General features: G+C 70.9%; 24 protein-coding genes. 12 read left to right on the forward strand and 12 right to left on the reverse strand.

What is annotated here, in order from left to right:
• Positions 1-64 precede the first annotated feature (64 nt).
• Positions 65-853, forward strand: a complete 789-nt coding sequence (locus tag LXN57_RS03940) for a TetR/AcrR family transcriptional regulator (protein WP_251796607.1) — start codon at positions 65-67, stop codon at positions 851-853.
• Here LXN57_RS03940 and LXN57_RS03945 read toward each other — a convergent pair.
• From LXN57_RS03945 to LXN57_RS03960, 4 genes are all read right to left on the reverse strand, one after another.
• The gene (locus LXN57_RS03945; protein ID WP_251796608.1) at positions 824-1,615 is read right to left on the reverse strand and encodes a fumarylacetoacetate hydrolase family protein; all 792 of its coding nucleotides are present in this window, start codon (positions 1,613-1,615) and stop codon (positions 824-826) included. The genes LXN57_RS03940 and LXN57_RS03945 overlap by 30 nt on opposite strands.
• An 84-nt stretch (positions 1,616-1,699) precedes the next feature.
• Positions 1,700-1,930, reverse strand: a complete 231-nt coding sequence (locus tag LXN57_RS03950; RefSeq protein ID WP_221376034.1) for a helix-turn-helix transcriptional regulator — start codon at positions 1,928-1,930, stop codon at positions 1,700-1,702.
• 32 nt (positions 1,931-1,962) lie between these two features.
• Complete coding sequence (locus tag LXN57_RS03955; protein WP_251796609.1) at positions 1,963-2,805, reverse strand: ABC transporter permease; 843 nt, start codon at positions 2,803-2,805, stop codon at positions 1,963-1,965.
• On the reverse strand, positions 2,802-3,650 hold the full coding sequence (locus tag LXN57_RS03960; protein WP_251796666.1) for an ABC transporter ATP-binding protein: 849 nt from the start codon (positions 3,648-3,650) through the stop codon (positions 2,802-2,804). Before LXN57_RS03960 ends, LXN57_RS03955 begins: the two co-directional genes overlap by 4 nt.
• Positions 3,651-3,883: 233 nt before the next feature.
• Between LXN57_RS03960 and LXN57_RS03965 the strand changes: the two genes are divergently transcribed.
• Positions 3,884-4,825, forward strand: a complete 942-nt coding sequence (locus tag LXN57_RS03965; protein ID WP_221375941.1) for a 3-methyladenine DNA glycosylase — start codon at positions 3,884-3,886, stop codon at positions 4,823-4,825.
• A gap of 106 nt (positions 4,826-4,931) precedes the next feature.
• Here LXN57_RS03965 and arfB read toward each other — a convergent pair whose 3' ends face one another.
• Positions 4,932-5,360 (reverse strand): alternative ribosome rescue aminoacyl-tRNA hydrolase ArfB, encoded by a 429-nt coding sequence (arfB, locus tag LXN57_RS03970; RefSeq protein ID WP_251796610.1) that lies wholly within the window; start codon positions 5,358-5,360, stop codon positions 4,932-4,934.
• Positions 5,361-5,399: 39 nt separating this feature from the next.
• On the opposite strand from arfB, the gene LXN57_RS03975 reads away from it, so the two are divergent.
• From LXN57_RS03975 to thrS, 6 genes are all read left to right on the forward strand, one after another.
• Positions 5,400-6,737 (forward strand): M16 family metallopeptidase, encoded by a 1,338-nt coding sequence (locus LXN57_RS03975; protein ID WP_251796611.1) that lies wholly within the window; start codon positions 5,400-5,402, stop codon positions 6,735-6,737.
• Positions 6,734-8,080 (forward strand): M16 family metallopeptidase, encoded by a 1,347-nt coding sequence (locus LXN57_RS03980; protein WP_251796612.1) that lies wholly within the window; start codon positions 6,734-6,736, stop codon positions 8,078-8,080. Before LXN57_RS03975 ends, LXN57_RS03980 begins: the two co-directional genes overlap by 4 nt.
• Before the next feature lie 53 nt (positions 8,081-8,133).
• Entirely contained in the window at positions 8,134-9,144 is a 1,011-nt protein-coding gene (locus LXN57_RS03985; RefSeq protein ID WP_251796613.1) for an endonuclease/exonuclease/phosphatase family protein, read from the forward strand.
• Between the two features lie 33 nt (positions 9,145-9,177).
• Positions 9,178-10,191: an endonuclease/exonuclease/phosphatase family protein gene (locus tag LXN57_RS03990; RefSeq protein WP_251796614.1), complete on the forward strand. Its 1,014-nt coding sequence runs from the start codon at positions 9,178-9,180 to the stop codon at positions 10,189-10,191.
• Complete coding sequence (locus LXN57_RS03995; RefSeq protein WP_251796615.1) at positions 10,188-10,706, forward strand: GNAT family N-acetyltransferase; 519 nt, start codon at positions 10,188-10,190, stop codon at positions 10,704-10,706. Before LXN57_RS03990 ends, LXN57_RS03995 begins: the two co-directional genes overlap by 4 nt.
• Before the next feature lie 209 nt (positions 10,707-10,915).
• Positions 10,916-12,106, forward strand: a complete 1,191-nt coding sequence (thrS, locus tag LXN57_RS04000) for a threonine--tRNA ligase (protein ID WP_251796616.1) — start codon at positions 10,916-10,918, stop codon at positions 12,104-12,106.
• Here the strand turns inward: thrS and LXN57_RS04005 are convergent.
• Positions 12,084-12,467 (reverse strand): RidA family protein, encoded by a 384-nt coding sequence (locus LXN57_RS04005; protein WP_251796617.1) that lies wholly within the window; start codon positions 12,465-12,467, stop codon positions 12,084-12,086. The genes thrS and LXN57_RS04005 overlap by 23 nt on opposite strands.
• 55 nt (positions 12,468-12,522) lie before the next feature.
• Positions 12,523-14,094, reverse strand: a complete 1,572-nt coding sequence (cimA, locus tag LXN57_RS04010) for a citramalate synthase (protein ID WP_251796618.1) — start codon at positions 14,092-14,094, stop codon at positions 12,523-12,525.
• 256 nt (positions 14,095-14,350) lie between these two features.
• Here cimA and LXN57_RS04015 point away from each other — a divergent pair, with 256 nt between their 5' ends.
• Together LXN57_RS04015 and LXN57_RS04020 are read left to right on the forward strand one after the other, a co-directional pair.
• Positions 14,351-15,091: a tyrosine-protein phosphatase gene (locus LXN57_RS04015; protein ID WP_251796619.1), complete on the forward strand. Its 741-nt coding sequence runs from the start codon at positions 14,351-14,353 to the stop codon at positions 15,089-15,091.
• A 62-nt stretch (positions 15,092-15,153) separates the two neighbouring features.
• Positions 15,154-15,525, forward strand: a complete 372-nt coding sequence (locus tag LXN57_RS04020; protein WP_251796620.1) for a hypothetical protein — start codon at positions 15,154-15,156, stop codon at positions 15,523-15,525.
• On the opposite strand, the gene LXN57_RS04025 is transcribed toward LXN57_RS04020, so the two are convergent.
• Positions 15,522-16,619: a branched-chain amino acid aminotransferase gene (locus LXN57_RS04025; protein WP_251796621.1), complete on the reverse strand. Its 1,098-nt coding sequence runs from the start codon at positions 16,617-16,619 to the stop codon at positions 15,522-15,524. The two genes, LXN57_RS04020 and LXN57_RS04025, sit on opposite strands and share 4 nt — an antisense overlap.
• A 193-nt stretch (positions 16,620-16,812) precedes the next feature.
• A complete protein-coding gene (locus LXN57_RS04030; protein WP_251796667.1) occupies positions 16,813-17,838 on the reverse strand; it encodes a 3-isopropylmalate dehydrogenase in 1,026 nt (341 codons plus the stop codon).
• Positions 17,839-18,194: 356 nt separating this feature from the next.
• Between LXN57_RS04030 and LXN57_RS04035 the strand changes: the two genes are divergently transcribed.
• Positions 18,195-18,557 (forward strand): hypothetical protein, encoded by a 363-nt coding sequence (locus LXN57_RS04035; protein WP_221375928.1) that lies wholly within the window; start codon positions 18,195-18,197, stop codon positions 18,555-18,557.
• A gap of 34 nt (positions 18,558-18,591) precedes the next feature.
• Here LXN57_RS04035 and serA read toward each other — a convergent pair whose 3' ends face one another.
• Together serA and mpgS are read right to left on the reverse strand one after the other, a co-directional pair.
• On the reverse strand, positions 18,592-20,196 hold the full coding sequence (serA, locus tag LXN57_RS04040; protein ID WP_251796622.1) for a phosphoglycerate dehydrogenase: 1,605 nt from the start codon (positions 20,194-20,196) through the stop codon (positions 18,592-18,594).
• A 69-nt stretch (positions 20,197-20,265) separates the two neighbouring features.
• Positions 20,266-21,453 carry a mannosyl-3-phosphoglycerate synthase gene (gene mpgS, locus LXN57_RS04045; protein WP_251796668.1) on the reverse strand — a complete coding sequence of 396 codons (1,188 nt, stop codon included), beginning with the start codon at positions 21,451-21,453 and terminating at the stop codon, positions 20,266-20,268.
• Between mpgS and LXN57_RS04050 the strand changes: the two genes are divergently transcribed.
• The gene (locus LXN57_RS04050; protein ID WP_251796672.1) at positions 21,352-21,579 is read left to right on the forward strand and encodes a hypothetical protein; all 228 of its coding nucleotides are present in this window, start codon (positions 21,352-21,354) and stop codon (positions 21,577-21,579) included. The genes mpgS and LXN57_RS04050 overlap by 102 nt on opposite strands.
• Before the next feature lie 85 nt (positions 21,580-21,664).
• Here the strand turns inward: LXN57_RS04050 and ilvC are convergent, their stop codons facing one another.
• On the reverse strand, positions 21,665-22,678 hold the full coding sequence (gene ilvC / locus LXN57_RS04055; protein ID WP_251796623.1) for a ketol-acid reductoisomerase: 1,014 nt from the start codon (positions 22,676-22,678) through the stop codon (positions 21,665-21,667).
• Positions 22,679-22,700: the final 22 nt, after the last annotated feature.

Here is a 22,700-nt window from a genome sequence, read left to right on the forward strand (position 1 = left end):
CCCGCCCGCCACCCCTGACCGGACTGAAGGCTGCATTCCTAGTTCCCGTAGGGTATACGGAATCATGGAGGAATTCAGCCCCCGGATCCTGCCGCTGCTCTGGCGGCGCTCGGTTCCGGCCCGCAAGGCGGTCGGCCGCCCACCCCGGCTCAGCATCGACCTCGTGGTGTCCACGGCCATCCGGATCGCCGACGCCGAGGGGCTCGAGGCGGCGTCGATGGCACGCGTCGCGGCCGAGCTCTCGGTGGCCACGATGAGCCTCTACACGTACGTGCCGTCCCGGCCCGAGCTGGCCGACCTCATGGTCGACGAGGTGTTCTGGGCACGCGACCTGCGCGGCGAGGGCGCCTTCCGGGATCGGGTGCGGCACTACGCCGAGCGCACGTTCGCCATGTACCGGGCGCATCCGTGGCTGGCCGAGGTGTCGCGGGCGCGGCCGCCGCTCGGGCCGGGCATGCTCGCCGAGCAGGAGTACGTGCTGGCCGCGGTGGCCGCGCTCGGACTGCCGCTGCGGCAGCTGAACCCGGCGGCCACGGCGATCTCGGCCTGGGTCACCTCGGCCGCCCGGCACGAGGCGGAGAGCGCCCTGTTACGCCGTACGACCGGTCTCAGCACCGACGAGTGGTGGCTTCAGCGCGGCGAGCTGTGGGAGAGCTGGTTCGACGTCGAGGCTCATCCGACGATGACCGCGATCTGGAACGGCGGTGCCTTCGACCGGGGCGCCGACGAACAGGCCCAGGACGCGTACGAGTACGGCCTGGGCCTGCTGCTCGAAGGGATCGAGCGGTGGGCCGAGCTCGAAGGGGTCGAAGGGGCCGAGCGGTCAGTCGAGGGAGACGACCGGGTTCCGTAGCTCGCCGATGCCCTGGATGCTCACCGAGACCGTGTCACCCGACGTGATCTCGCTGACCCCGGCCGGCGTGCCGGTCAGGATGATGTCGCCCGGCAGCAGCGTCATGACGTGCGACACGTACGAGACCAGGGTCGGGACGTCGAAGACCATGTCCTTGGTGCGGCCGATCTGCCGCACCTCCATGTCGTCGGGGTTGCGGCCGACCTCGCAGCGGATCTCGAGGTCGCTCACGTCGAGGCCGGTGACGATCCACGGGCCGATCGGGCAGAACGAGTCGAAGCCCTTGGCGCGCGTCCACTGCGGGTCGCTGCGCTGCAGGTCACGGGCCGTGACGTCGTTGCCGATGGTGTAGCCGAAGATCGCCTTCTCGGCGCCGGCCCGGTCGACGCGGCGGGCGCCGGTGGCACCGATCACCACGGCCAACTCGGCCTCTTCCTCGACCCGCTTCGACTGCGGGGGCAGGCGGATCGCGTCGTTGGGCCCGATCACCGAGGTGGAGGGCTTGATGAAGATCAGCGGCTCCTTGGGCACCTCGTTGCCGAGTTCGGCCGCGTGGTCGGCGTAGTTGCGGCCGACCCCGATGACCTTGCTGGAGAAGATCGGGGCGAGCAGCCGGACGTCGGCGAGCGCCCAGCGCTGGCCGGTGAACCGGACCTCTTCGAACGGCAGCGAACCGATCTCGGCGACGGTCAGGCCCGACGCGTCACCCTCGACGACACCGAAGGACACCCCTCCGGCATGAACAAAACGGGCGAATCGCACGGTTGATCCCCTCTTCGCGGCTGGCGGCTCTCGAGAAGAAATCTACGCCGGACGCCCGGCGTGCGGGCCGGGCCGTCACGAGGCTCACGCCGAGCCGGACGAGCCGTTCGACGAGGGCGCCGCGGCGCCGAGCCGGGGGAACGGGTCGAGCGAGAAGATGACCTCGACCGGGACCTCGAAGTAGCGGCTCAGCCGCAGGGCGAGGTGCAGGCTGGGGCTGAACTCGCCGCGCTCCAGATAGCCCACCGTCTGGTAATGCACACCGAGAGCGTCGGCGAGTTGCCGCCGGGTGATGCCTCGTTCCGCGCGCAGCATCGCGATGCGGTTGAAGGTGATCTCACTGCCCACTAGCGGACCATACTGTTCATCGCCCGCTCGCGCCGCGCGGCCACCGCCGAACCGGACTCGCGACGGGCCATCCGCCGTAGCAACACCGGAGCCAGCAACAGGCCGGCGACCGCCCACGCGGCCAGCACGCCCAGCGTCTCGAAGTGGCGCCAGGAGTCGCCCAGTTCGACCGCCGCCAGCGCGTCGGGCAGGAACGCCGACCGCATGCCCAGCCCCAGCCAGTAGATCGGGAAGATCTGGCCGACGCCCTGCAGCCACCCGGGCATCGCGCCCAGCGGATAGAAGATGCCGGAGATCGCGACGATGCCCAGGATCGGCAGCATGACCATGCCGAAGCTGCGCGGGTTGTCGAAGAGCGAGCCGATCGCCGCCCCGATCGGCACGGTGGCCACGACCGCCAGCGGGAGGACCCAGAGCAGGGTGCCGATGCCGCCGAGGTCGACCCGCAGACCCTCGACCAGGAACAGGCCCGGCACCAGCACGACCAGCACCGAGGCGAGCGTCATGCCACCCACGGCGACCACCTTGCCGACCAGGTAGCCGCTCATGCCGTTGGGCGTCGCCTTGGCCCGCAGCAGTGTGCCGTCCTCGCGGTCGACGATCAGGTATTGGGCGACGGTGAGCAGGCCGCCGAAGGCCAGCAGCATGCCGATCGAGCTGGGCAGGGTGCTCGCGCCGAGCGAGAAGTTCGTGCCCGGCACCTTCGAGTCGGCCGTGAAGAACAGCGTGACGAGCAACCCGGCGGCCGGGAAGAAGTAGCCCCACAGGTCCTGGGCGTTGGTGAGGGTGTGGCGGAACTCGATGAGGCCGCGAGCGGCGCCGACCCGGAGTGTCTCGATCATTTCCGGCCTCCCTCGAAGTCGTGCACCAGGCGCATGTAGGTGTCTTCGAGGCTGTTGCGCCGCACCTCGAGCTCGGCGACGTCGTCGCCGTGTTCCAGCAGCAGCTCACGGACGAAGGGTGTGGGGTTCGTCGCGGAGTGCACGAACCGCCGGCCGTCCCGGGTCCAGCGGATCTCGCTCGCGCCGGCCACCCGCCGCGACAACTCATCGGCCGAGCCGTCCGCGATGATGCGGCCGCCGGACAGGATGAGGATGCGGTCGGCCAGCTTCTCGGCCTCGTCGAGGTCGTGGGTGGTGAGCAGCACGGTGGTGTCGTCCACATCGGTGAGCCGGTGCACCAGGTCGTGGAACTCGCGCCGGGCCTCGGGGTCGAACCCGACCGTCGGCTCGTCGAGGAAGAGCAGCTCGGGCCGGCCGACGATGCCGATCGCCACGTCGAGCCGGCGGCGCTGCCCACCGGAGAGCCGGCTGACCCGGTTGTCGGCGGAGGCGGTGAGGCCGACCACGTCGAGCAGGTCGTCGACCGGCCACGGCCGGACCCTGGCCTCGGCGGAGTAGCGCCGGTAATAGGCGCCGAGGTGGCCGAGCAGCTCGCGGACCCGCCACTTGCCATGGTCGCGCCAGGACTGGAGCACCACGCCGACCCGGGCCCGCCAGGCCTCGCCGGCGCCCGCCGGGTCGGCGCCCAGCACGCTCACCTCGCCCGAGGACCGTACGCGGAAGCCCTCGAGAATCTCGATCGTGGTCGTCTTGCCCGCGCCGTTGGGCCCGAGCAGCGCCAGCACCTCGCCCCGGCGCGCGGCGAAACTGACACCGGTCAGGACGTCTTTCGCCCCGTACCGCATCCGCAGGTCGCGGACATCGATGACTCGCTCGCCCGGTGGCACCTGCGTGCCGGCCGCGAGCGCCCCCGCCAAAGTCGTTCCTCCCATGGGGAGCAAGCTATCAAGCAATGTAGTAGGTGTACTACATACTTAAGTATGTATTCGGCACGCGACCAGGATGAGGAGCGGGACGCCACTCTCATTCGCGCTGAACGGTGATCGTGTTGATCGCTTCGGCTGGATACGCTGGGCCCATGGGGATCAAGCAGGTGAGGGCGCTCACCACGACGCTGCCCTCGGTCACCTGGATTCCTCTGGCCCGGGCGCACGCCGAGCGGGCCGACGAGATGACCGCGGGCCACCGGGCCCGGCGGGCCACCGGCGAGAAGCACGCCATCGAGGATTTCCTGTACGACTACTACGGCACCCGGCCCTCGGTGCTGCGCCGCTGGCACCCCGGTGTCGGCGCCGGCCTCGCGCCCGCCCCCGACGGGCTGGCCGAGCACTCGGCGTGGAAGTTCTACATGACCTATCCCGACGGTGTGGTCGCGCTCGACCAGGACGCCTATCTCCACGCCCGCGGCGAGAGCGTGCGCTACATCCACGGCCTGCTCACCGCGACGGCGTCGCGCCCGGTCTTCTCGGGCTGCTTCGGCCTGCACGAGTGGGCCATGGTCTATCGCGACCCCGACCACCGCCATCCGCTGCCGCTGCGCCTCGGCCTGGCCGAGACCGACCGGGTGGTCGAGCAGCACCCGATCCGCTGCACCCACTTCGACGCGTTCCGCTTCTTCACTCCCGAGGCGGTCGGGCTCAACCGGCTCCAGCCGACCCGGGCCACCCAGGTCGACCTCGACCAGCCGGGCTGCCTGCACGCGGCGATGGATGTCCACAAGTGGGCGACGAAGCTGGGCGCCGCCGTGCCGGGCGCCCTGGCCCTCGACTGTTTCGCCCTGGCCATCGACATCCGGCTGCTCGACATGCAGGCCAGCCCGTACGACCTGAGCTCCTACGGCCATCCCCCGGTCAAGATCGAAACCCCCGAGGGCAAGGCCGAGTACGTGGCCCGGCAGCGCGAGTTCGCCCGCCGGGCGGCCGGTCTGCGGGCCCGCCTGATCCGCGTCTGCGAAGAGTTGCTGGGCCCCGAGAACGCCGCTCGCAACCGCGAGGCCGTGGCCCCCTTCAACCACCGCTGACGAAGTCGAGCACCAGCCGCGCGGTCTCCTCCGGGGCGTCGAGGCGCACGTCGTGCCCCGCCGCCGCTGAGCACGGTGGGGCTGGTGCGGACGAGGGTGGCCACGGTCAGTCCCCCGGATCGGAGCGGCGGTTGCGCTTGGTCTCGCCCCGGCGCTTCTTCTCGGCTATCCGCCGCTCCACCGAGCCCCTCGAGGGGCGCGTGGCCCGGCGTACGCGTGGGGGCGCCGCGATCGCCGACGCGACCAGCCCGGCCAGGCGGGCGGCCGCAGCCTCGCGGTTGCGCAGCTGAGACCGGTGCTCGGAGGCGGTGACGGTCAGCACGCCGTTGACCAGGCGGTGGCCCAGGCGGTCGACCGCCCGCTGCTTGAGCGCGGTCGGCAGCGACGGGGAACCAGTCAGGTCCCAGGACAGCTCGACCCGGGAGTCGGTGGTGTTCACCCCCTGGCCACCGGGGCCGCTGGAGCGGGAGAAACGCCACGCCACCTCGGCCGCCGGGATGGTGAGCCGATCATTGACCCGGATGTCCTCCAACACGCCGCCCATCCTGGCACGCCCGCAAGGCACTATGGGTGGGTGACGTCACCCAGCGCGCCGGTCGTCGCGACCGGCTATCCGTGGCCCATCGAAACCACGCGCCTCGACAACGGCCTCCGGGTCGTGGTCAGTGAGGACACGACCGCCCCGGTGGTCTGCGTCAATCTCTGGTACGACGTCGGCTCGCGCCACGAACCCGCCGGGCAGACCGGCTTCGCCCACCTCTTCGAGCACCTGATGTTCGAGGGCTCACAGCACGTGGCCAAGACCGAGCACATGCGGCTCGTGCAGGGAAACGGCGGCTCGCTCAACGCGACCACCAACCCCGACCGCACCAACTACTTCGAGACCATGCCGGCCGAACACCTGGAGCTGGCCCTGTGGCTCGAGGCCGACCGGATGGGCGGCCTGGTGCCGGCGCTGACCCAGGAGACGCTCGACAACCAGCGCGAAGTGGTGAAGAACGAGCGGCGTCAGCGGTACGAGAACGTGCCCTACGGCGACGCCTGGCTGCGCCTGCTAGCCCTGCTGTATCCCGAGGGCCACCCCTACCACCACGCCACCATCGGCTCGATGGAAGACCTGAACGCCGCCGGCCTCGACACGTTCAAGGCCTTCCACCAGCAGTACTACGCGCCGAACAACGCCGTGCTGACCGTCGCCGGGGACGCGTCGCCGGCCGAGGTGTTCGCGCTCGCCGAGAAATACTTCGGCCTGCTCGAGCCGGTGGCCTCGATCCCGGCCGCGCCCAGCCCCCATCTGCCCGGCCCGGCCACCTCGCCGGCCCGCGAGACGGTCACCGCGGCCGTCCCGGCGCCCCGGCTCTATCTGGCCCACCGCACCCACCAGTTCGGCACCGCCGGCTACGACGCGATCACCGTGCTCGCCGCGGTGCTCGGCAACGGGCGGGGCAGCCGGCTCTACCAGCGGCTGGCCGACGGCGCCCGGATCGCCCAGCCCGACTACATCGGCTCGTACGGCGTCGACCTGGCCCACGCGCCGGCCCCGCTGATCATCACGGCGACGGCCAAGGACGGTGTCTCGGTCGAAACCCTGGAGGAGGGGCTGACCGAGGTCATCGGCAGCCTCGTCACCGATCCGGTCACGCCGGAGGAGCTGTCCCGGGCCAAGGCGCTGCTGACCACCGCGTGGTGGCGGCAGGTGTCCACCGTGGGCGGCCGGGCCGACACGCTGAGCCGCTACGCCACCCAGTTCGGCGACGCTGCCTCCGCCGGCTACCGCCTGCCCCAGTGGCTCGCGGTCACCGCCGACGACGTCACCGAGGCCGCTGCCTACGCGCTCCAGCCCAAGTCCCGGGTGACGCTGACCTACCTGCCCGAGGCCGCCGAGACCGAGTCGAACGGGGAATCCGCATGACGCTCATCGCCACCCGCCCCGATCCGGGCCAGGCCCGCCCCTACACGTTCCCCGGCCTGCAGCGGGTGACCGTGGCCGGCGGCACCGTCATCGGCGCCCACCTGCCCGGCCAGGCGCTGGCCAGCGCCATGCTGCTGCTCGACGCCGGCGCCGCCCGCGAGCCGGCCGGCCGCGAGGGCACGGCCACCGTGCTGGCCAAGTCGCTGGAAGAGGGCACGGCCGAGCGCGACTCGGCCGCGTACGCCATCGCCCTCGAGAGCCTCGGCGCCGAGTTCTCGCCGGGCGTCGACTGGGACACGTTCCGGGTCAACGTCTCGGCGCCCGTCCCGCAGCTGCTCGGCGCCGTCCGGCTGGCCGCCGAGGCGGTGCGCACACCCCGGCTCGACCCGGCCGACGTCACCCGGGTGCGTGACGACGAGGTGACCGCGCTGCGCATGGACTGGGCCCAGCCCGGCCCGCGAGCCGACGCCGCCCTGCGGGCCGACCTGTTCGGCGCGGCCGAGCGCTTCGGCCGCCCGATGCACGGCGACCCGGCCTCGGTCGCCGCCGTCGAGGTCGACGACGTGCTCGCCTTCCACCAGGCCTGGCTGCGCCGGCCGGGCGTGCTGCTGGTCGCGGGCGATCTCGGCACCCTCGACCTCGAGGCGCTGGGCGAGGCCGCCTTCGCCGGCACCGGGGGCGAGGCGCTGGTCCCCGAGCCGCCGTTGGGGGTTCCGGTGCGGGCGGAACGCCGGATCATCCTGGTCGACCGGCCCGGCTCGGTGCAGTCGACGCTGCGCATCGGCCACCGCGCGCCCGAGCGGGCCACGCCCGACTTCGTGGCCATGACGCTGGCCGCCACGGTGCTCGGCGGCGCCTTCACCTCCCGCCTCAACCATCTGATCCGCGAGGTCAAGGGCTACTCGTACGGCATCCGGGGCGCGTACGCGATGAGCCGGCGCTTCGGCCGGTTCGAGGTGGCCGCGGGTGTGCAGACCGCCGTGACGGTGCCCGCGATCGTCGACACGCTCGGCGAGATCGCCCGCACCGAGCAGACCGGGGTCACCGAGGACGAGCTGGCGGTCGCCCGGTCGTGGCGGGCCGGTCAGCTCTCGGTCGAGATGCAGACGCCGGGCTCGATCGTGGGCGCGCTGAGCACGCTGGTCGTGCACGGCCTGCCCGACGACTACTACGCGACGCTGCGCCGGCAATACCTGGAGACCACACTGGCCGAGGTTTCCGCCGCGGCCCGCGCCCACCTGCGGCCGAACGGGCTGACCCTGGTCATCGAGGGCGACGCCGCGGTCATCCGCGACGAGCTGGTGGCGGCCGAGCTGGGTGAAGTGGTCGACTCGGAGATCTGAATCACGGCGATCTTCACAGAGAGCGGCAAGGTGGGACCGATAGCTTTGCCGCCATGACGATCACCACGACGCCGTCCGAGGTCCGGCCGGGCCGGCGGGTGAGGCGCACCGCGCTTCTTCTGCTGCTGACCCTGCCGGGCCTCGCGTGGGCGGCGGTCCGGGTGCTGGGCTGGGAACAGGGCCCGCTGGTGCAGCTGATGGCCTTCACACCGTACGCGGCGGTGTGGTCTCTCGTGCCCCTGGTGGCCGCCCTGCTGAGCCGCAAGTGGCTGGTCGCGGGCCTCGCGGCCGTGGCCGGCGTGATGTTCGCCGCCGCCGTGCTGCCCCGGGCCGTGCCCGACCGCGACAAGGGGCCGGCGACGGGCGTTCCGGTGACCGTCATGACGGTCAACATGTTCATCGGCGCGGCCGACCCGGCGGCGGTGGTGCGGCTGGTGCGCGAGAACGACGTCGCGATCCTGGCCGTGCAGGAGTTCACGCCCGAGTCGGCGGCCGGGTTGCGGGCGGCCGGCATCGACGCGCTGCTCCCCCACCACGCGCTGGCCGACGAGATCGGCACCACCGGGTCGGGGCTCTACTCCCGGTTCCCGATGACGAATCAGGCCTCGCGGCGCGGCGACGGCGGCGGCCTCCAGGACGGCAACCTGCAGGTGTACGCGACGATCCAGGCGCCCGGTGCGGGCCCGGTGTTCGTCGAGTCGGCCCACCCGCTGGCGCCGTACACACTGCGGGCCGAGGACGCCTGGCGCGGCGACCTCGAGTCGATGCCCCGCCCCGACCAGGGCGGCGTGCCCCGGATGCTGCTCGGCGACTTCAACTCCACCCTCGATCACCAGCCCCTGCGCGAGCTGATCGGGCACGGCTACCGCGACGCCGCCGCGGCGACCGGCAAGGGCCTGATCGGCACCTGGGGTCCGTACGCGGGCCTGCCGGTCCCGCCCGTGACGCTCGACCATGTGCTGGTCGACAAGCGCATCGGCGTACGGGACAGCGAGGTGCACAGCGTGGCCGGCAGCGACCACCGGGCCGTTGTCGCGACAGTCACGCTTCCGTCCGCGTCATAGTGGGAATGGCGTGGGGTCGCTAGCCTCGCCGCCATGACGATCATCAGCGCGCCGAGCGCCGGTCGCGAGGACGGCCGCCCCCGACGACGACGAAAGGCCGCGCTGACCGTGCTGTTCTGGCTGTTCATCCTGCCGTTCCTGGTCTGGGCGGTGTTCCGCCTCGGTGGCTGGGAACGGGGCCTGCTGGTCCAGTTGTTCGCTTTCACGCCCTACGTCGCGGCGGCCGCCTGGGCGCCGGCGATCCTGGCCCTGGCCACCCGCCGGTGGACCGTGGGCGCGATGGCCGTGGTGGTCGCGATCCTGCTGACCTCGGCTGTGCTGCCCCGCGCGATCCCGAGCCGCGACCGAGGCCCGGAACTCGGCGTGCAGCTCAACGTGATGACCTCGAACATGCTGTTCGGGGGCGCCGACGCGGCCGCCATCGTCAAGTTGGTCAGCGAGCGAGACATCGACGTGCTGGCCGTGCAGGAGTTCACGACCGAGGGCAAGGAGGCACTGGCCCAGGCCGGGCTGGGCGCGTTGCTGCCGTACTCGTCCCTCGCCGACGAGCCGAAGGCCGACGGCTCCGGGCTCTACTCGCGCCACCCGATCACGTCGCCCGGGGCGGAGCGCAACGGCGGCGGCTTCATGCAGGCGTACGCGACCCTCGAGGTGCCCGGGGCCGGGCCGGTCGTCGTGGAATCGGCGCACCCGCTGGCCCCGTACGCCCGCTCGGTGCTGGGCCAGTGGCGCAAGGATCTGCTGGCCGAGCCGCGCGCCGACCAGGGCGGGACGCCGCGCATCCTGCTCGGGGACTTCAACGCCACGCTCGACCACGCCCCGATGCGCGAGCTGATCTCGCGGGGCTACCGCGACGCCGCCGACGCGACCGGCAAGGGCCTGATCGGCACCTGGGGTCCGTACGACGGCAACCCGATCCCGCCCGTGACGATCGACCACGTGCTGGTGGACGAGCGGATCGGCGTACGGGAGGTCAGCGTGCACCCGATCCCCCGCAGCGACCACCGCGCGATCGTCGCCGCCCTCACCGTCCCGGCCGCCGGATGACAGTCACCACCCGCCTGCTGACGGTGGGCGACGCGGCCGAGATGGCCGGGCAGCTGCGGGCCAACCGCGAGTTCCTGGCCCCCTGGGAACCCGACCGCTCCGACGAGTACTTCACCGAGGCGGGCCAGCGGCGGGTGCTGACCGACCTGCTGCGGCATCACGAAGCCGGCTCCGCGTTGCCGCACGCGATCGTCGAGGACGGCCGCATCCTGGGCCGGATCGCGCTCACGAACATCGCCCGCGGCCCGTTCCTGTCGGCCTCGCTCGGCTACTGGGTGGCTCAGGAGGCGAACGGACGCGGCGTGGCCACCGCGGCGGTCGCCCGGATCGTGGACCTGGCGTTCGGCGAGCTCGGCCTGCACCGGGTCGAGGCCGGCACGCTCGTCCACAACACGGGCTCCCAGCGGGTCCTCGAGAACAACAAGTTCCACCGGTACGGCCTGGCGCCGCGCTACCTGTGGATAGCCGGCGCCTGGCGCGACCACGTGCTCTTCCAGCGCCTCGCCGACGACTGAACCGTCTCCCGGTTAAATCGGATGCCGGTACGAGGAAGGCGGCCTACCCTTGCGTTCCATGAGCTTCAGTCAGCTGTGCACGACGACGCCGGGCCTTCCCGGCGTGCGTTCGCGCTGACCTGACCACAGCGCAGAAACGGCCCCGGGCGGGATGCCCGGGGCCGTTCCGTGTGCCCGGACGTCTCGCCCCCATTTTCAGGGAGACTCCGATGCACATCGACCACCGCAAGCTCGGGCGTGAGCTCGACCTCTTCGACTCCGACCCGCTGATCGGGGCCGGGCTGCCGTTCTGGCTGCCCGGCGGCGCCGCGGCCCGGCACGCGGTCGAGTCCTTTCTCCACGATCTCGAGCGCCGCCACGGGTATCAGCACGTGTATTCGCCGGCGCTGGGCAAACGGCAGCTCTTCGAGTTGTCGGGACACTGGCGGAATTTCGCCGAGGACATGTTCCCGCCGATGCCGATGGGCGGGGACGAACTGGTGCTGCGGCCCAGTATCTGCCCGCATCACGCGTTGATCTACAAGTCGCGCGGGCGCTCGTACCGCGAGCTGCCGTTGCGCCTGGCCGAGCTGGGGCCGATGTTCCGCTCCGAGCGGTCGGGGGTGCTCGGCGGGTTGTCGCGGGTGCGGGCCATCCAGCTCAACGACGCCCACATCTTCTGCGCCGAGTCGCAGGCCGGCGCGGAGGTCGCCGAAGTGCTGCGGCTCATGCGGGAAGCGCATCGGGCGCTCGGCATCAAAGCCTCGTCCTACCAGCTGTCGCTGCGGGGCGAGGGGCAGAAGTACGGCGGGTCCGACCAGAGCTGGCAGAAGGCGGAGCGACTGCTGCGCGAGGCCCTGGACGGCCTCGAGTTCGTCGAGGCGCCGGGCGAAGCAGCCTTCTACGGGCCCAAGATCGACGTACAGATGGCCGATCCGGCCGGGCGCGAGTGGACCCTGGCCACCATCCAGATCGACTACCATCAGCCGGAGGCGTTCGGTCTCGAGTACGCGGACGCGTCGGGCGGCCGGTCGCGCCCGGTGATGATCCATCGCAGCCTGGCCGGGTCGATGGAGCGGTTGTTCGCGCATCTGATCGAGGTGCACGACGGCGCCTTCCCGCTCTGGTACGCCCCGGTGCAACTGGCCGTGCTGCCGGTCTCCGAGTCGCAGGACGGGGCGGCGGACGCGCTGGCCCGGGCCGCGATCGAGGCCGGGCTCCGGGTCGAGGTGCTGCGCGAGGGCTCGATCGGCGCCCGCATCCGGTCGGCCGCCGAGCGCCGGATTCCGTACGCGGGAATGATCGGCCGCCGCGAGGCGCCGGACGGCCTGGTCGCCCTGCGGCATCGCGACGGCCGCCGGCTGGAGCCGATGCCGGTCGCCGTGGCCGTCGCGATGCTCAGCGAGGAGGGGAAACCCTAGCGTCGACCTCGATCTCGATGCGCATCCGCGGGTCGGCCAGGCCGCACACCATCATGGTGGCGGCCGGGCGGACCTCGCCGAAGGCCCGGCGCAGCACCGGCCAGCACGGCTCGAAGTCGGCGCGGTCGGGCAGCAGGTAACGCACGCGCACGACGTCGGCCAGGGTGCAGCCGGCCTCGTGCAGGGCCGCCTCGATGTTGCGCAGGCACTGCTCGGCCTGCTCGACCACACCGTCGGGAATGGTCATCGCCGAGTAGTCGAAGCCGGTGGTGCCGGAAACGTACACCTGGTCTCCGGCCACCACGGCCCGGGCGTACCCGATCTGGTCCTCGAAGGTGGACCCGCTGAAGATCCTGGTCACGCTGTGCCGTCCCGGTCGTGCCCCTCCGGCCCTACGCCCGCTCCGGTGCAGTCGGTCACTCCGAGAGGCCGTAGGTCAGGGCGTCGACCAGGGCGACCCAGCTGGCCTCGACGATGTTCTCGTGCACGCCGACCGTGGTCCAGTCGCGCTCGCCGTCGCCCGTCTCGAGCAGCACGCGGGTGATCGCGTTGGTGCCGTGGCTGCCCTCGAGGATGCGCACCTTGAAGTCGGTCAGCTCGAAGTTCTTCAGCTGCGGGTAGTGCTGGGTCAAGGCGGTGCGCAGCGCCTCGTCGAGCGCGTTGACCGGCCCGTTGCCCTCGGCCGTGGCGATGACCCGCTCCCCGCGTACGCGGACCTTGACCGTCGCCTCGGAGACGACCACGCCGTCCTCGCGGTGCTCGACCTGCACGCGGTACGACTCGAGGCTGAACGGGCGGGCCAGCTTGCCGTCGAGCAGCTGGTCCCGCACCAGCAGCTCGAACGAGGCGTCGGCGGCCTCGAACGACCAGCCGTCGGCCTCCAGGTCCTTGACCCGCTGGGTGACCGTGCTGAGCGTGTCCGGATGGCCGGCCAGGTCGATCCCGAGCTCGCGGCTCTTGAGCTCGATGCTGGCCCGGCCGGCCATCTCGGTCACCAGGATCCGCATGTCGTTGCCTACCACCGACGGGTCGACGTGGTTGTAGAGCAGCGGATCCACCTTGATCGCGCTCGCGTGCAACCCCGCCTTGTGAGCGAAGGCAGCGGCCCCGACGTAGGCCTGGTGGGTGTCGGGGGCGATGTTGGCGATCTCGGCGAGCGCGGTGGACACCCGCGTCGCCTTCTCCAGGCAGCCCTCCGGTAGGAGAGGCAGCCCGAGCTTGAGTTGCAGGTTGCTGACGACGGCGAACAGGTCGGCGTTGCCGGGCCGCTCGCCGTAGCCGTTGGCGGTGCACTGGAAGTGTTTGACCCCGGCCTCGACGGCGGCGATCGTGTTGGCCACGGCGCACGAGGTGTCGTTCTGGCAGTGGATGCCGAGCTGGTCGGCCGGGACGCCGGTGCGCTCGACGACCTCGTTGACCGCCTTCGTGATCATCGAGGGGAGCATGCCGCCGTTGGTGTCGCACATGACCACCCGCTCGGCGCCGGCGTCGATCGCGGTCTTGACCACCGAGGCGGTGTACGCGGGGTCGTAGCGGAACCCGTCGAAGAAGTGCTCGCAGTCGACGAAGGCCCGGCGGCCGTTGGCGACCAGGTGCCGCACGGTGTCGCGGACCATGGCCAGGTTCTCGTCGCCGGTGGTGCGCAGCGCCCGCTCGACGTGCCGGATGTCGCTCTTGGCGACCACGCAGACGACCGGCGTCCCGGCGTCGAGCAGGGCCTGCACCTGCGGGTCGGTGGCCACGTCGACGCCGGCCTTGCGGGTGGCGCCGAACGCGACCAGCACCGCGTTCTTCAGGTCGAGCTCGGTGCGGGCCCGGGCGAAGAACTCGGTGTCCTTGGGCATCGCGCCGGGCCACCCGCCCTCGATGAAGCCCACGCCGAACTCGTCCAGCAGCTTCGCGACCGCCAGCTTGTCGGCGACCGAGTAGCTGATCCCCTCCCGCTGCCCGCCGTCGCGAAGCGTGGTGTCGAAGACCTGGTACTCCATGGCGCGTCCCTTCAAGAAGTTTTGACCCAACAAAAAGACCCCCCGCGGATGCGGGAGGTCTGCGCGTCGGCGTGGAGTCAGCCGGCGCGCTAGGTGCGAATAATCAGCACGGAGTGGGTCACGTCCCGAAGTGTGCCACGCGCTCGGCGGTTTGAGACCAGGAATCCACTAGCTGGGATGCGATCCCCCCGATCGGGGTGTCCGCCGGGAAGATCACGTCACAGCGGAAATCGACCCGGACGGTTACGTTTGCTGCGTGGCTGTCGAACAACATTCCCGGAATCTCGGCTTCTCGGCTACCTACAACTTCCGCGACGTCGGCGGCTACAGCGGCCTCGACGGTCGCACGGTCCGCTGGCGGCGGGTCTTCCGCGCCGACGCGCTGCACCGGCTGGGCGAGGCAGACGCATCCGCTTTCCGGGCCCTCGGCGTACGCACGGTGATCGACCTGCGCCGTCCGCATGAGATCGAGAAGTACGGGCGGGTGGCCGAGCACTACGGCCTGGACTACCGCAACCTCGTGCTGAAACACGTCGACTGGGACGAGGTCGGCCACTCCGACGACGTGGTGCACGAGCGCTGGCTGGCCGACCGCTACCTCAACTTCGCCGAGGACGGCCGGGCGGCGATCCTGGCCTCGCTGCGCATCATCGCCGACCCCGACCAGGCGCCGGTCATCGTGCACTGCATGGCCGGCAAGGACCGCACAGGCACGGTCTGCGCCCTCACGCTGTCCCTGCTCGGGGTGTCCGACCAGGACATCGCGGCCGACTACGCCCTGACCACCAACGCCATGGCCCCGCTGACCGCCCACCTGCTCGAGAAGCACCCGTCGGCCGTGCTGGGCAAGCAGCACATGTGGGACTCCCCGCCCGCCGCCATGCTGACGTTCCTCGACGACCTGCGCGCCCGGCACGGCTCGATCGACGACTACGCCCGCGAGATCGGCCTCACCGACGCCGAGATCGCCACGATGCGGCGTCACCTGCTGGAGTGACCCCAGTCGGCCATCCGTCAGCCGGTTCCGGGTGGGCCCATGCAGACTGCATGCTGGAGCTCATGCAGATGCTGATCGGGATTGCTGAGGGCGGGGCCGACGCGGAGCGGCTCGATTACCTGATCCACGGCGTCCGCTCGGAGCTGTTGCAGCTCGAGGTGGACGCCGTGGAACCGGTACGGGCCGGTGTGCCGCCGCCCGGCTCGGGGACGGTCGACGTGGCCGCCATGGGCGCGCTCCTGGTGTCGCTCGGCGGGTCGGCCGAGTCGCTCACCCAGATGATGACCGCGCTGCGCTCGTGGGTGGGTCGCACCCCGGCGCCGCGCATGATCGAGATGACCGTGGGCGACCGGACCTTGCGGCTCTCGGACGCGTCGCTCGCCCAGCAGGACAGGATGATCGACGAGTTCGTGACGGCGATCCGCGAGCGTTAAAGCACGCGGTGGACCCAGCCGAACGGGTCGTCGGCGCGGCCACGCTGGATGTCGACCAGCTGCTTGCGCAGCTCGGCCGTCACCTCGCCGGTGCCGCCGTCGGCGATGACGAACTCGTCGGCGGCGCTCCTGACCTTGCCGATCGGGGTGATGACGGCCGCGGTGCCGCAGGCGAACGCCTCGCGGATGCGGCCGGACGCCGATCCGGTGCGCCACTCGTCGAGGCTCACCGGGCGCTCCTCGACCCTGCGGCCGGCCCGCCCGGCCAGCTTGATCACCGAGTCGCGGGTGATCCCGGGCAGGATCGTGCCGGTCAGTGGCGGCGTCACCAGGCCGCCGTCGTCGAGCACGAAGAACACGTTCATGCCGCCGAGCTCGTCGATGTACCTGCGCTCGATCGCGTCGAGGTAGACGACCTGGTCGCAGCCGTTCTCGATCGCCTCGGCCTGCGCCGACAGTCCGGCCGCGTAGTTGCCGCCGCACTTGGCCGCGCCGGTGCCGCCGGGCGCGGCCCGCGTGTAGTCGGGGGTCACCCACACCGAGACCGGCTTGACGCCGCCCGAGAAGTACGGCCCGACCGGGGACGCGATGACCAGGTAGAGGTATTCCATCGAGGGCCGCACGCCCAGGAAGACCTCGCTCGCGTACGCGAAGGGACGCAGGTAGAGGCTGCCCTCGTCGCTCGTCGGGAGCCAGGACCGGTCGATCGCGATGATCTCGTGCAGCGACTGCAGGAACATCTCGACCGGCAACGGCGGCATGGCCATCCGCTGCGCCGACTGGGCGAACCGGGCCGCGTTGGCGTCGGGGCGAAACATCGCGACGCCGCCGTCGGGCAGCGTGTAGGCCTTCAGGCCCTCGAAGATCTCTTGCGCGTAGTGCAGCACGGCCGACGCCGGGTCCATCGGGATCGGCGCCCGCGCCTCGACGCGAGGCTCGTACCAGCCCTTGCCGTCGGCGTACCGGATCGTGACCATGTGGTCGGTGAAGATGCGGCCGAAGCCGGGGTTGGCCAGCAGAGCTGCGCGCTCCGCGTCGCCCACGGGTGCCGGGTTCGGACGGATCTCGAACTCGAGGTTGTCACCACCGCTCATGACAAGTGGACCTGCTTTCTGACAAGACGAATGAGGGCATGCGGAAGCACCCGTAGTGCTTCATGAACTTACCCGAACGGTCGTTCAATCCCCAGACCGAACCGGGTGGAGGGTCCGTGTCGACGTGGGGCCGGGCTGCGCCGCAGCCCGTCTCTCACTTCGACGACGACCCTGAGGGCCCCCGACGCTGTTGTTACAGCGCGGCGGCGATGCGGTCGCCGACTTCGGCGGTACGCAGCGGCGCGCCCGTCGTGCGGGACGCGACCTCGGCCGCGACCGCCTCGGATACTCGGCGGGCCTCGTCGTGGTGGCCCAGGTGCTCGAGCAGCAGCGAAGCGGAAAGGACGGCGGCCGCCGGGTCGGCGATGCCCTGACCGGCGATGTCGGGCGCGGAGCCGTGCACCGGCTCGAACGTCGACGGGTATTTGCGCTCCGGGTTGACGGAGCCGCTGGCCGCCATGCCGATGCCGCCGGTAACGGCAGCGGCGATGTCGGTGAGGATGTCACCGAAGAGGTTGTCGGTCACGACCACGTCGTACCGCTGGGGGTTGCTGACCATGAACATGCTGGCCGCGTCGATGTGCTGGTATTCCGTCGTGACCTCGGGGAACTCGGCCGCGACGGCGGCGAACGTGCGCGCCCACAGGCCGCCGGCCTTGGTCAGCACGTTCGTCTTGTGCACCATCGTCAGATGACGGCGGTCGCGGCGCTGGGCCCGGGCGAACGCGTCGCGGATGACCCGCTCGACGCCGTGCCGCGTGTTCAGGCTCTCTTCCGTCGCGATCTCGGCGGGGGTGTCCTTGTGCAGGACGCCGCCGGCGCCGACGTAGAGACCCTCGACGCCCTCGCGCACCACGACCATGTCGATCTCGCCGGGCTTGACGCCGGCCAGCGGGCTGGTGGTGCCGGGCCAGAGCTTGGAGGGGCGCAGGTTCACGTACTGGTCGAAGTCGAACCGCAGCTTGAGCAGCAGCCCCCGCTCGAGGACGCCCGGCGGGACGCTGGGGTCGCCGATGGCGCCGAGCAGGATGGCGTCGTGGCGGGCCAGTTCGTCCTGGATGGCCTGGGGCAGCACCTCGCCGGTGCGGTTGTAGAAGCGGGCGCCGAGGTCGTAGTCGTTGAACTCGGCATCCGGAAGGACTGCCTCGATCACCTTTTGAGCCTGCGCGGTCACCTCGGTACCGATGCCGTCGCCGGCCACCACCGCGATACGCGCCACGCCCACGTCAAGCTCCTCAAGTCAGATCCGACGGAACGACACTAGCGCTTCGGTCCCGATCTTCGGTACAGCGGTCCCACCTAGTGAACGTTAAGTTCGGCGGTCACGGCCTCGTGAACACGAACAGCCCCCGGGACCGCGGCAAACGGTCACGGGGGCTGTTGCGACGAAGACGCGTGGCTCGGTCCCGCCGGAATACTTCGCCCGCTCGGACGAAGGCAGACTCGTCACCCGAAGAAGAGCCCACCGGCTGTCCGCGCGGCGGGAACAACGCTAGCGATGCGGACTAAAGACGCGCAAGACACATCCCCCGCGTGTCGGCGCGGATGTTCCGGCTCACATGGCACCATGCGCCGGTGAGTTTCGACCTCGTGGTGTGGGCCATGGACAAGACGGACCGGCCGGACACCGTGCGGGCCGCCAACGCGCGGTGCGCCCGCGGTGAGCACCCGCAGCGCCCGGCCGATCCGCGCGTCGTCGCCTTCTATGACGCCCTGACCAGCGATTATCCCGACCGCGGCCCGCGCGCCACGGCCCCCGGCTCGCCCTGGGCGCACGCCCCGCTGCACGCCGCGGCCGACCACATCCAGATGCGGCTCGACGAGAACTGCCCGGACGAGGTGCTCGAGACGATCGAGCGGCTGGCCGGCGAGCTCAACCTCGATCTGCTCGACCTGCAGGACGGAACGGTGTACCCGCCGCCCGTCAAGGCCCGCTGATCCGCCCGGGGGTCAGGGCCCGCTGATCCGGGGGTCAGGGCCCGCTGATGCGCAGGTCGGCGACGCTGCCCCTTTCGGCGCCGATCGCGGCGGCCGCGGTCGAGAGCAGGTCGGCGCCGATCGAGGAGTCGACGGTGAGGGTCATCAGCGCCTCGCCGCCGGCCTCGCGCCGAGCCACCTGCATGGCGGCGATGTTGACACCGGCCTCACCCAGCACGGTGCCGATGGCGCCGACGACGCCCGGCCGGTCGCTGTAGCGGAAGAACAGCAGCACTCCGTCGGCGTTGAGATCGAGGTCGAAGTCGTCGAGGCCGGTCAGCTTGGCCGTCTCGCGGGCGCCGTGCACGGCCACCGTGCCGGCCACGCTCACCGACCGGCCGTCGGGCAGCGCCCCGCGCACGGTCACCAGGTTGTGGTGCTCGATCGGCTCGTCGCTGACCACCAGGTCGACCTCGACCCCGCGGTCGGCCGCCAGCTGGGGGGCATTGACGTACGTGACCCGCTCGTCGACCACCGAGGCGAAGAGCCCCTTGGTGGTGGCCAGCCGCAGCACACCGACGTCGTGCGAGACGATCTCGCCGCGCACCTCGACCGCGACGTTCGCCGCCACGTGCCCGGCCACCGCCGTGAACACCTTGCCCAGCTTCTCGGCCAGCGCCAGCAGCGGTCGCACGTCCTCGTCGACCACGCCGCCGGCCTGCACGTTGACCGCGTCCGGCACGAACTCGCCGTCGAGCGCCAGCTTGACGCTGCGGGCCACCGAGAGACCCGCCTTGTCCTGCGCCTCGGCTGTGGACGCGCCCAGATGCGGGGTCACCACGACGTTGTCGAAATCGAACAGCGGCGACTCGGTCATCGGCTCGGTGACGTACACGTCGAGCCCGGCGCCGGCCACCCGCCCCTCGCGCAGGGCCACGGCCAGCGCCGCCTCGTCGATCAGCCCGCCGCGGGCCGCGTTGACGATGCGCACGCCCGGCCGGACCAGCCCCAGTTCCTTCTCGCCGATCAGGCCCACCGTCTCGGGCGTACGCGGAAGGTGCACCGAGATGAAGTCGGATTCGCGCAGCAACTCCTCGAGGCCCACCAGGCGTACGCCCAGCTGAGCCGCCCGCGCGGGCTGGACGTACGGGTCGTACGCGATCAGTCGCGTGCCGAAGGCGGCCATCCGCTGGGCGAACAGCACGCCGATGCGGCCCAGCCCGACCACGCCGACCGTCTTGCCCTGCACCTCGACGCCGACGAAGCGCGAGCGCTGCCACCGGCCGCCCTTGAGCGAGGCCGAGGCCGTCGCCGTGTGCCGGGCCACCGCCAGCAGCAACGCGATCGCCTGCTCGGCGGCCGACACGATGTTGCTGGTCGGCGCATTGACCACCAGGACACCGCGGGCGGTCGCGGCGGCGATGTCGACGTTGTCGAGACCCACGCCGGCCCGGGCCACCACCCGCAGACCGGACCCGGCCGTCAGCACCTCGGCGTCGACCAGGGTGGCGCTGCGCACGATCAGCGCGTCGGCCCCGGCCACCTGGGCCAGCAGGGCCGGGCGGTCGGTGCCGTCGACCTGGCGGACGTCGTAGTCGCCGGCGAGAACGTCGATGGCGGAAGGGGCGAGCTCCTCGGCGATCAGGACGACAGACGGCACGCGGCACCCTCCGGGGGATCGCTAGGGATCGATGCGATCGTATGCGTCCCCGGGGCCGGCGTCACTCCCTCAGCGGGTCGGGATCGTCGCCCGGTCGATGGGTGGCGCCGGCGGCTGACCGGCCAGCGCGAGCCCGTCGGGCTGCCGGAAGCTGAGCGCCTCGGCGTCGAGCGCGTCGTACAGCAGGTCGAGGTCGAGCGTGCCGACCGGCGGATAGACCCGCTCGCGCGGCGGCTCCTGGCCCACCTCGAGCGCGCCCTGCTGCACCATGAACTCGACGATCGCCTGCCGCACCGCGGGCAGCGTCACCGGCGAGTGGTAGAGGACGTTGAGGGCCTGCATCCGCATGCCCTGAACGTGTTCCTCGCCCTTGTTGTCGTGGAAGTGCGGGTTGCGGGTCTCGATCTGCAGCACCGGCACCGAGCTGGCCATCACCTCGGGGTCGGTGCTCTCGAGGACGCCGCCGAACTGCTCGAACAGGTCCATGTACTCGTACGGCTCGACGGCGAACCCGCCGGCCAGGCGCAGCTTGAGGCCCAGGTCGAGGGTCATCGCGTGCTCGCCGGCGTTGCCGGTGGCGATCACCTCGGTGCCGAAGTCGGAGTACTCGGCCAGGAAGCGGTTGAGCCACTCGTTGGTGATCTGCGAGCTACGGCCCTTGCGGCTGAAGAAGAGCCGGTTGTCGCGCAGCTTGGGCTTCGAGTGCCACGAGATGCGGACCATGGAGTACGGCGATCCGGCCAGGTGCAGCCCGGCCGCGTAGACCTTGCAGTATTCGTGGACGGACCCCGGCACGTAGTTGTCGGCGTCCACATAGCCGATGTAGCGACGGCCGGTCATCCCGGCCAGCGCCATGCCGATCAGCATGGCCTCGCCCTTGCCGCTGCGAACCAGGCCTTCGTCGTCGATCAGGTCGGGCATGCCGGCCGCCTTGAACGCGGCGGCGACACCGGGGTCCTTCTGATGCACGGTGATCGCGGAACGCCCGGCCAGCCGGCAGAACTGCTCGACGGTCTGCGCCTCGATCTCGTAGCGGTCGACCGGATTGCGGTCGCTGTTCGACACCAGCACGATGAGGCAGTCGTGCGGAATCCCCGAAAGAACACCCTCGATGACGGTCCGTGTCTCATTCATACACGGAACGACAATGACCATTTGCGATTCGATGTCATGCAAGGCATCGGCCGGCACGACCCGGCTGCCGGCCCCGGCGGACAGGCCGGAGTCCAGCTCGATCACCCGCTGAAGTTCATGAATCCGAACCGCACCGAAGCGCTCGCTCCGGAAAGAATCAGCCAGTCGCATCTCGCGAAGATACCCGCCGGACGCCAGTGGCAAGCACCCGAACAGCGCACAATTCCATTTCGGAAACGCCCCAGGTAAATGGCACGTAACGCCAATGTTTCCGAATAGCACCCGGCCCGCTTTCCCTGCCGTGGAAGCCGGGGAAAGCGGGCCGGGAGAAAAATCAGGCAGTCTCGGTGATGGGGCGGTCGACCCAGCTCATCATGTCGCGCAGCTTGCGACCGGTGACCTCGATCGGGTGCTGAGCGCCCTGCTCGCGGTACTTGGCCAGCAGCGGACCGCCGTTGTCGTCGTCCTCGATCAGCTGGCGGGTGAACTCGCCGGACTGGATGTCGGCCAGGATCCGCTTCATCTCGGCCTTGGTCTCGGCGTTGATGACCCGCGGGCCGCTGACGTAGTCGCCGAACTCGGCGGTGTCCGACACGCTGTACCGCATGCGGGAGATGCCGCCCTCGTACATCAGATCGACGATCAGCTTGAGCTCGTGGAGGCACTCGAAGTACGCGATCTCGGGGGCGTAGCCCGCCTCGGTGAGCACCTCGAAGCCGGTCTGCACGAGCGCCGCGGTGCCGCCGCAGAGCACGGCCTGCTCGCCGAACAGGTCGGTCTCGGTCTCTTCCTTGAAGGTGGTCTTGATGACGCCGGCCCGGGCGCCACCGATCGCCTTCGCGTACGAGAGCGCGAGCGCGAGGCCCTCGCCGGTCGGGTCCTGCTCGACGGCGACCAGACACGGCACGCCCTTGCCGTCCACGTACTGACGGCGCACGAGGTGACCCGGGCCCTTGGGCGCCACCATGGCCACGGTCACGTCGGCCGGGGGCTTGATGAGCTCGAACCGGATGTTGAGGCCGTGGCCGAAGAACAGCGCCTTGCCCGCCGTCAGGCTGGGCGCGATCGACTCGTTGTAGATCTTGCGCTGCGCGGTGTCCGGCGCCAGCAGCATGATCACGTCGGCCCAGGCCGACGCCTCGGCCGGGGTCTTGACCTCGAGGCCCTGCTCCTCGGCCTTGGCCCGGCTCTTCGAGCCCTCCTTCAGGCCCACGACCACCTCGACGCCCGAGTCGCGCAGCGACAGCGAGTGCGCGTGGCCCTGGCTGCCGTACCCGATCACGGCGACCTTCTTGCCCTGGATGATGCTCAGGTCGGCGTCGTCGTCGTAGAAAACTTCCGCGGTCATTTGGAATCCTTGCGTCTTTAGT

Source organism: Paractinoplanes hotanensis (assembly GCF_023717965.1).
Lineage (GTDB): Bacteria > Actinomycetota > Actinomycetes > Mycobacteriales > Micromonosporaceae > Actinoplanes > Actinoplanes polyasparticus.

Coding starts and splice junctions, on each gene's coding strand:
- LXN57_RS03940 (WP_251796607.1), top strand. CDS start 65: ATGGAGGAATTCAGCCCCCGGATCCTGCCGCTGCTCTGGCGGCGCTCG.
- LXN57_RS03950 (WP_221376034.1), bottom strand. CDS start 1,930: ATGCTGCGCGCGGAACGAGGCATCACCCGGCGGCAACTCGCCGACGCT.
- LXN57_RS03955 (WP_251796609.1), bottom strand. CDS start 2,805: ATGATCGAGACACTCCGGGTCGGCGCCGCTCGCGGCCTCATCGAGTTC.
- LXN57_RS03960 (WP_251796666.1), bottom strand. CDS start 3,650: ATGCGGTACGGGGCGAAAGACGTCCTGACCGGTGTCAGTTTCGCCGCG.
- LXN57_RS03965 (WP_221375941.1), top strand. CDS start 3,884: ATGGGGATCAAGCAGGTGAGGGCGCTCACCACGACGCTGCCCTCGGTC.
- LXN57_RS03980 (WP_251796612.1), top strand. CDS start 6,734: ATGACGCTCATCGCCACCCGCCCCGATCCGGGCCAGGCCCGCCCCTAC.
- LXN57_RS03985 (WP_251796613.1), top strand. CDS start 8,134: ATGACGATCACCACGACGCCGTCCGAGGTCCGGCCGGGCCGGCGGGTG.
- LXN57_RS03990 (WP_251796614.1), top strand. CDS start 9,178: ATGACGATCATCAGCGCGCCGAGCGCCGGTCGCGAGGACGGCCGCCCC.
- LXN57_RS03995 (WP_251796615.1), top strand. CDS start 10,188: ATGACAGTCACCACCCGCCTGCTGACGGTGGGCGACGCGGCCGAGATG.
- thrS (WP_251796616.1), top strand. CDS start 10,916: ATGCACATCGACCACCGCAAGCTCGGGCGTGAGCTCGACCTCTTCGAC.
- cimA (WP_251796618.1), bottom strand. CDS start 14,094: ATGGAGTACCAGGTCTTCGACACCACGCTTCGCGACGGCGGGCAGCGG.
- LXN57_RS04020 (WP_251796620.1), top strand. CDS start 15,154: ATGCAGATGCTGATCGGGATTGCTGAGGGCGGGGCCGACGCGGAGCGG.
- LXN57_RS04025 (WP_251796621.1), bottom strand. CDS start 16,619: ATGAGCGGTGGTGACAACCTCGAGTTCGAGATCCGTCCGAACCCGGCA.
- ilvC (WP_251796623.1), bottom strand. CDS start 22,678: ATGACCGCGGAAGTTTTCTACGACGACGACGCCGACCTGAGCATCATC.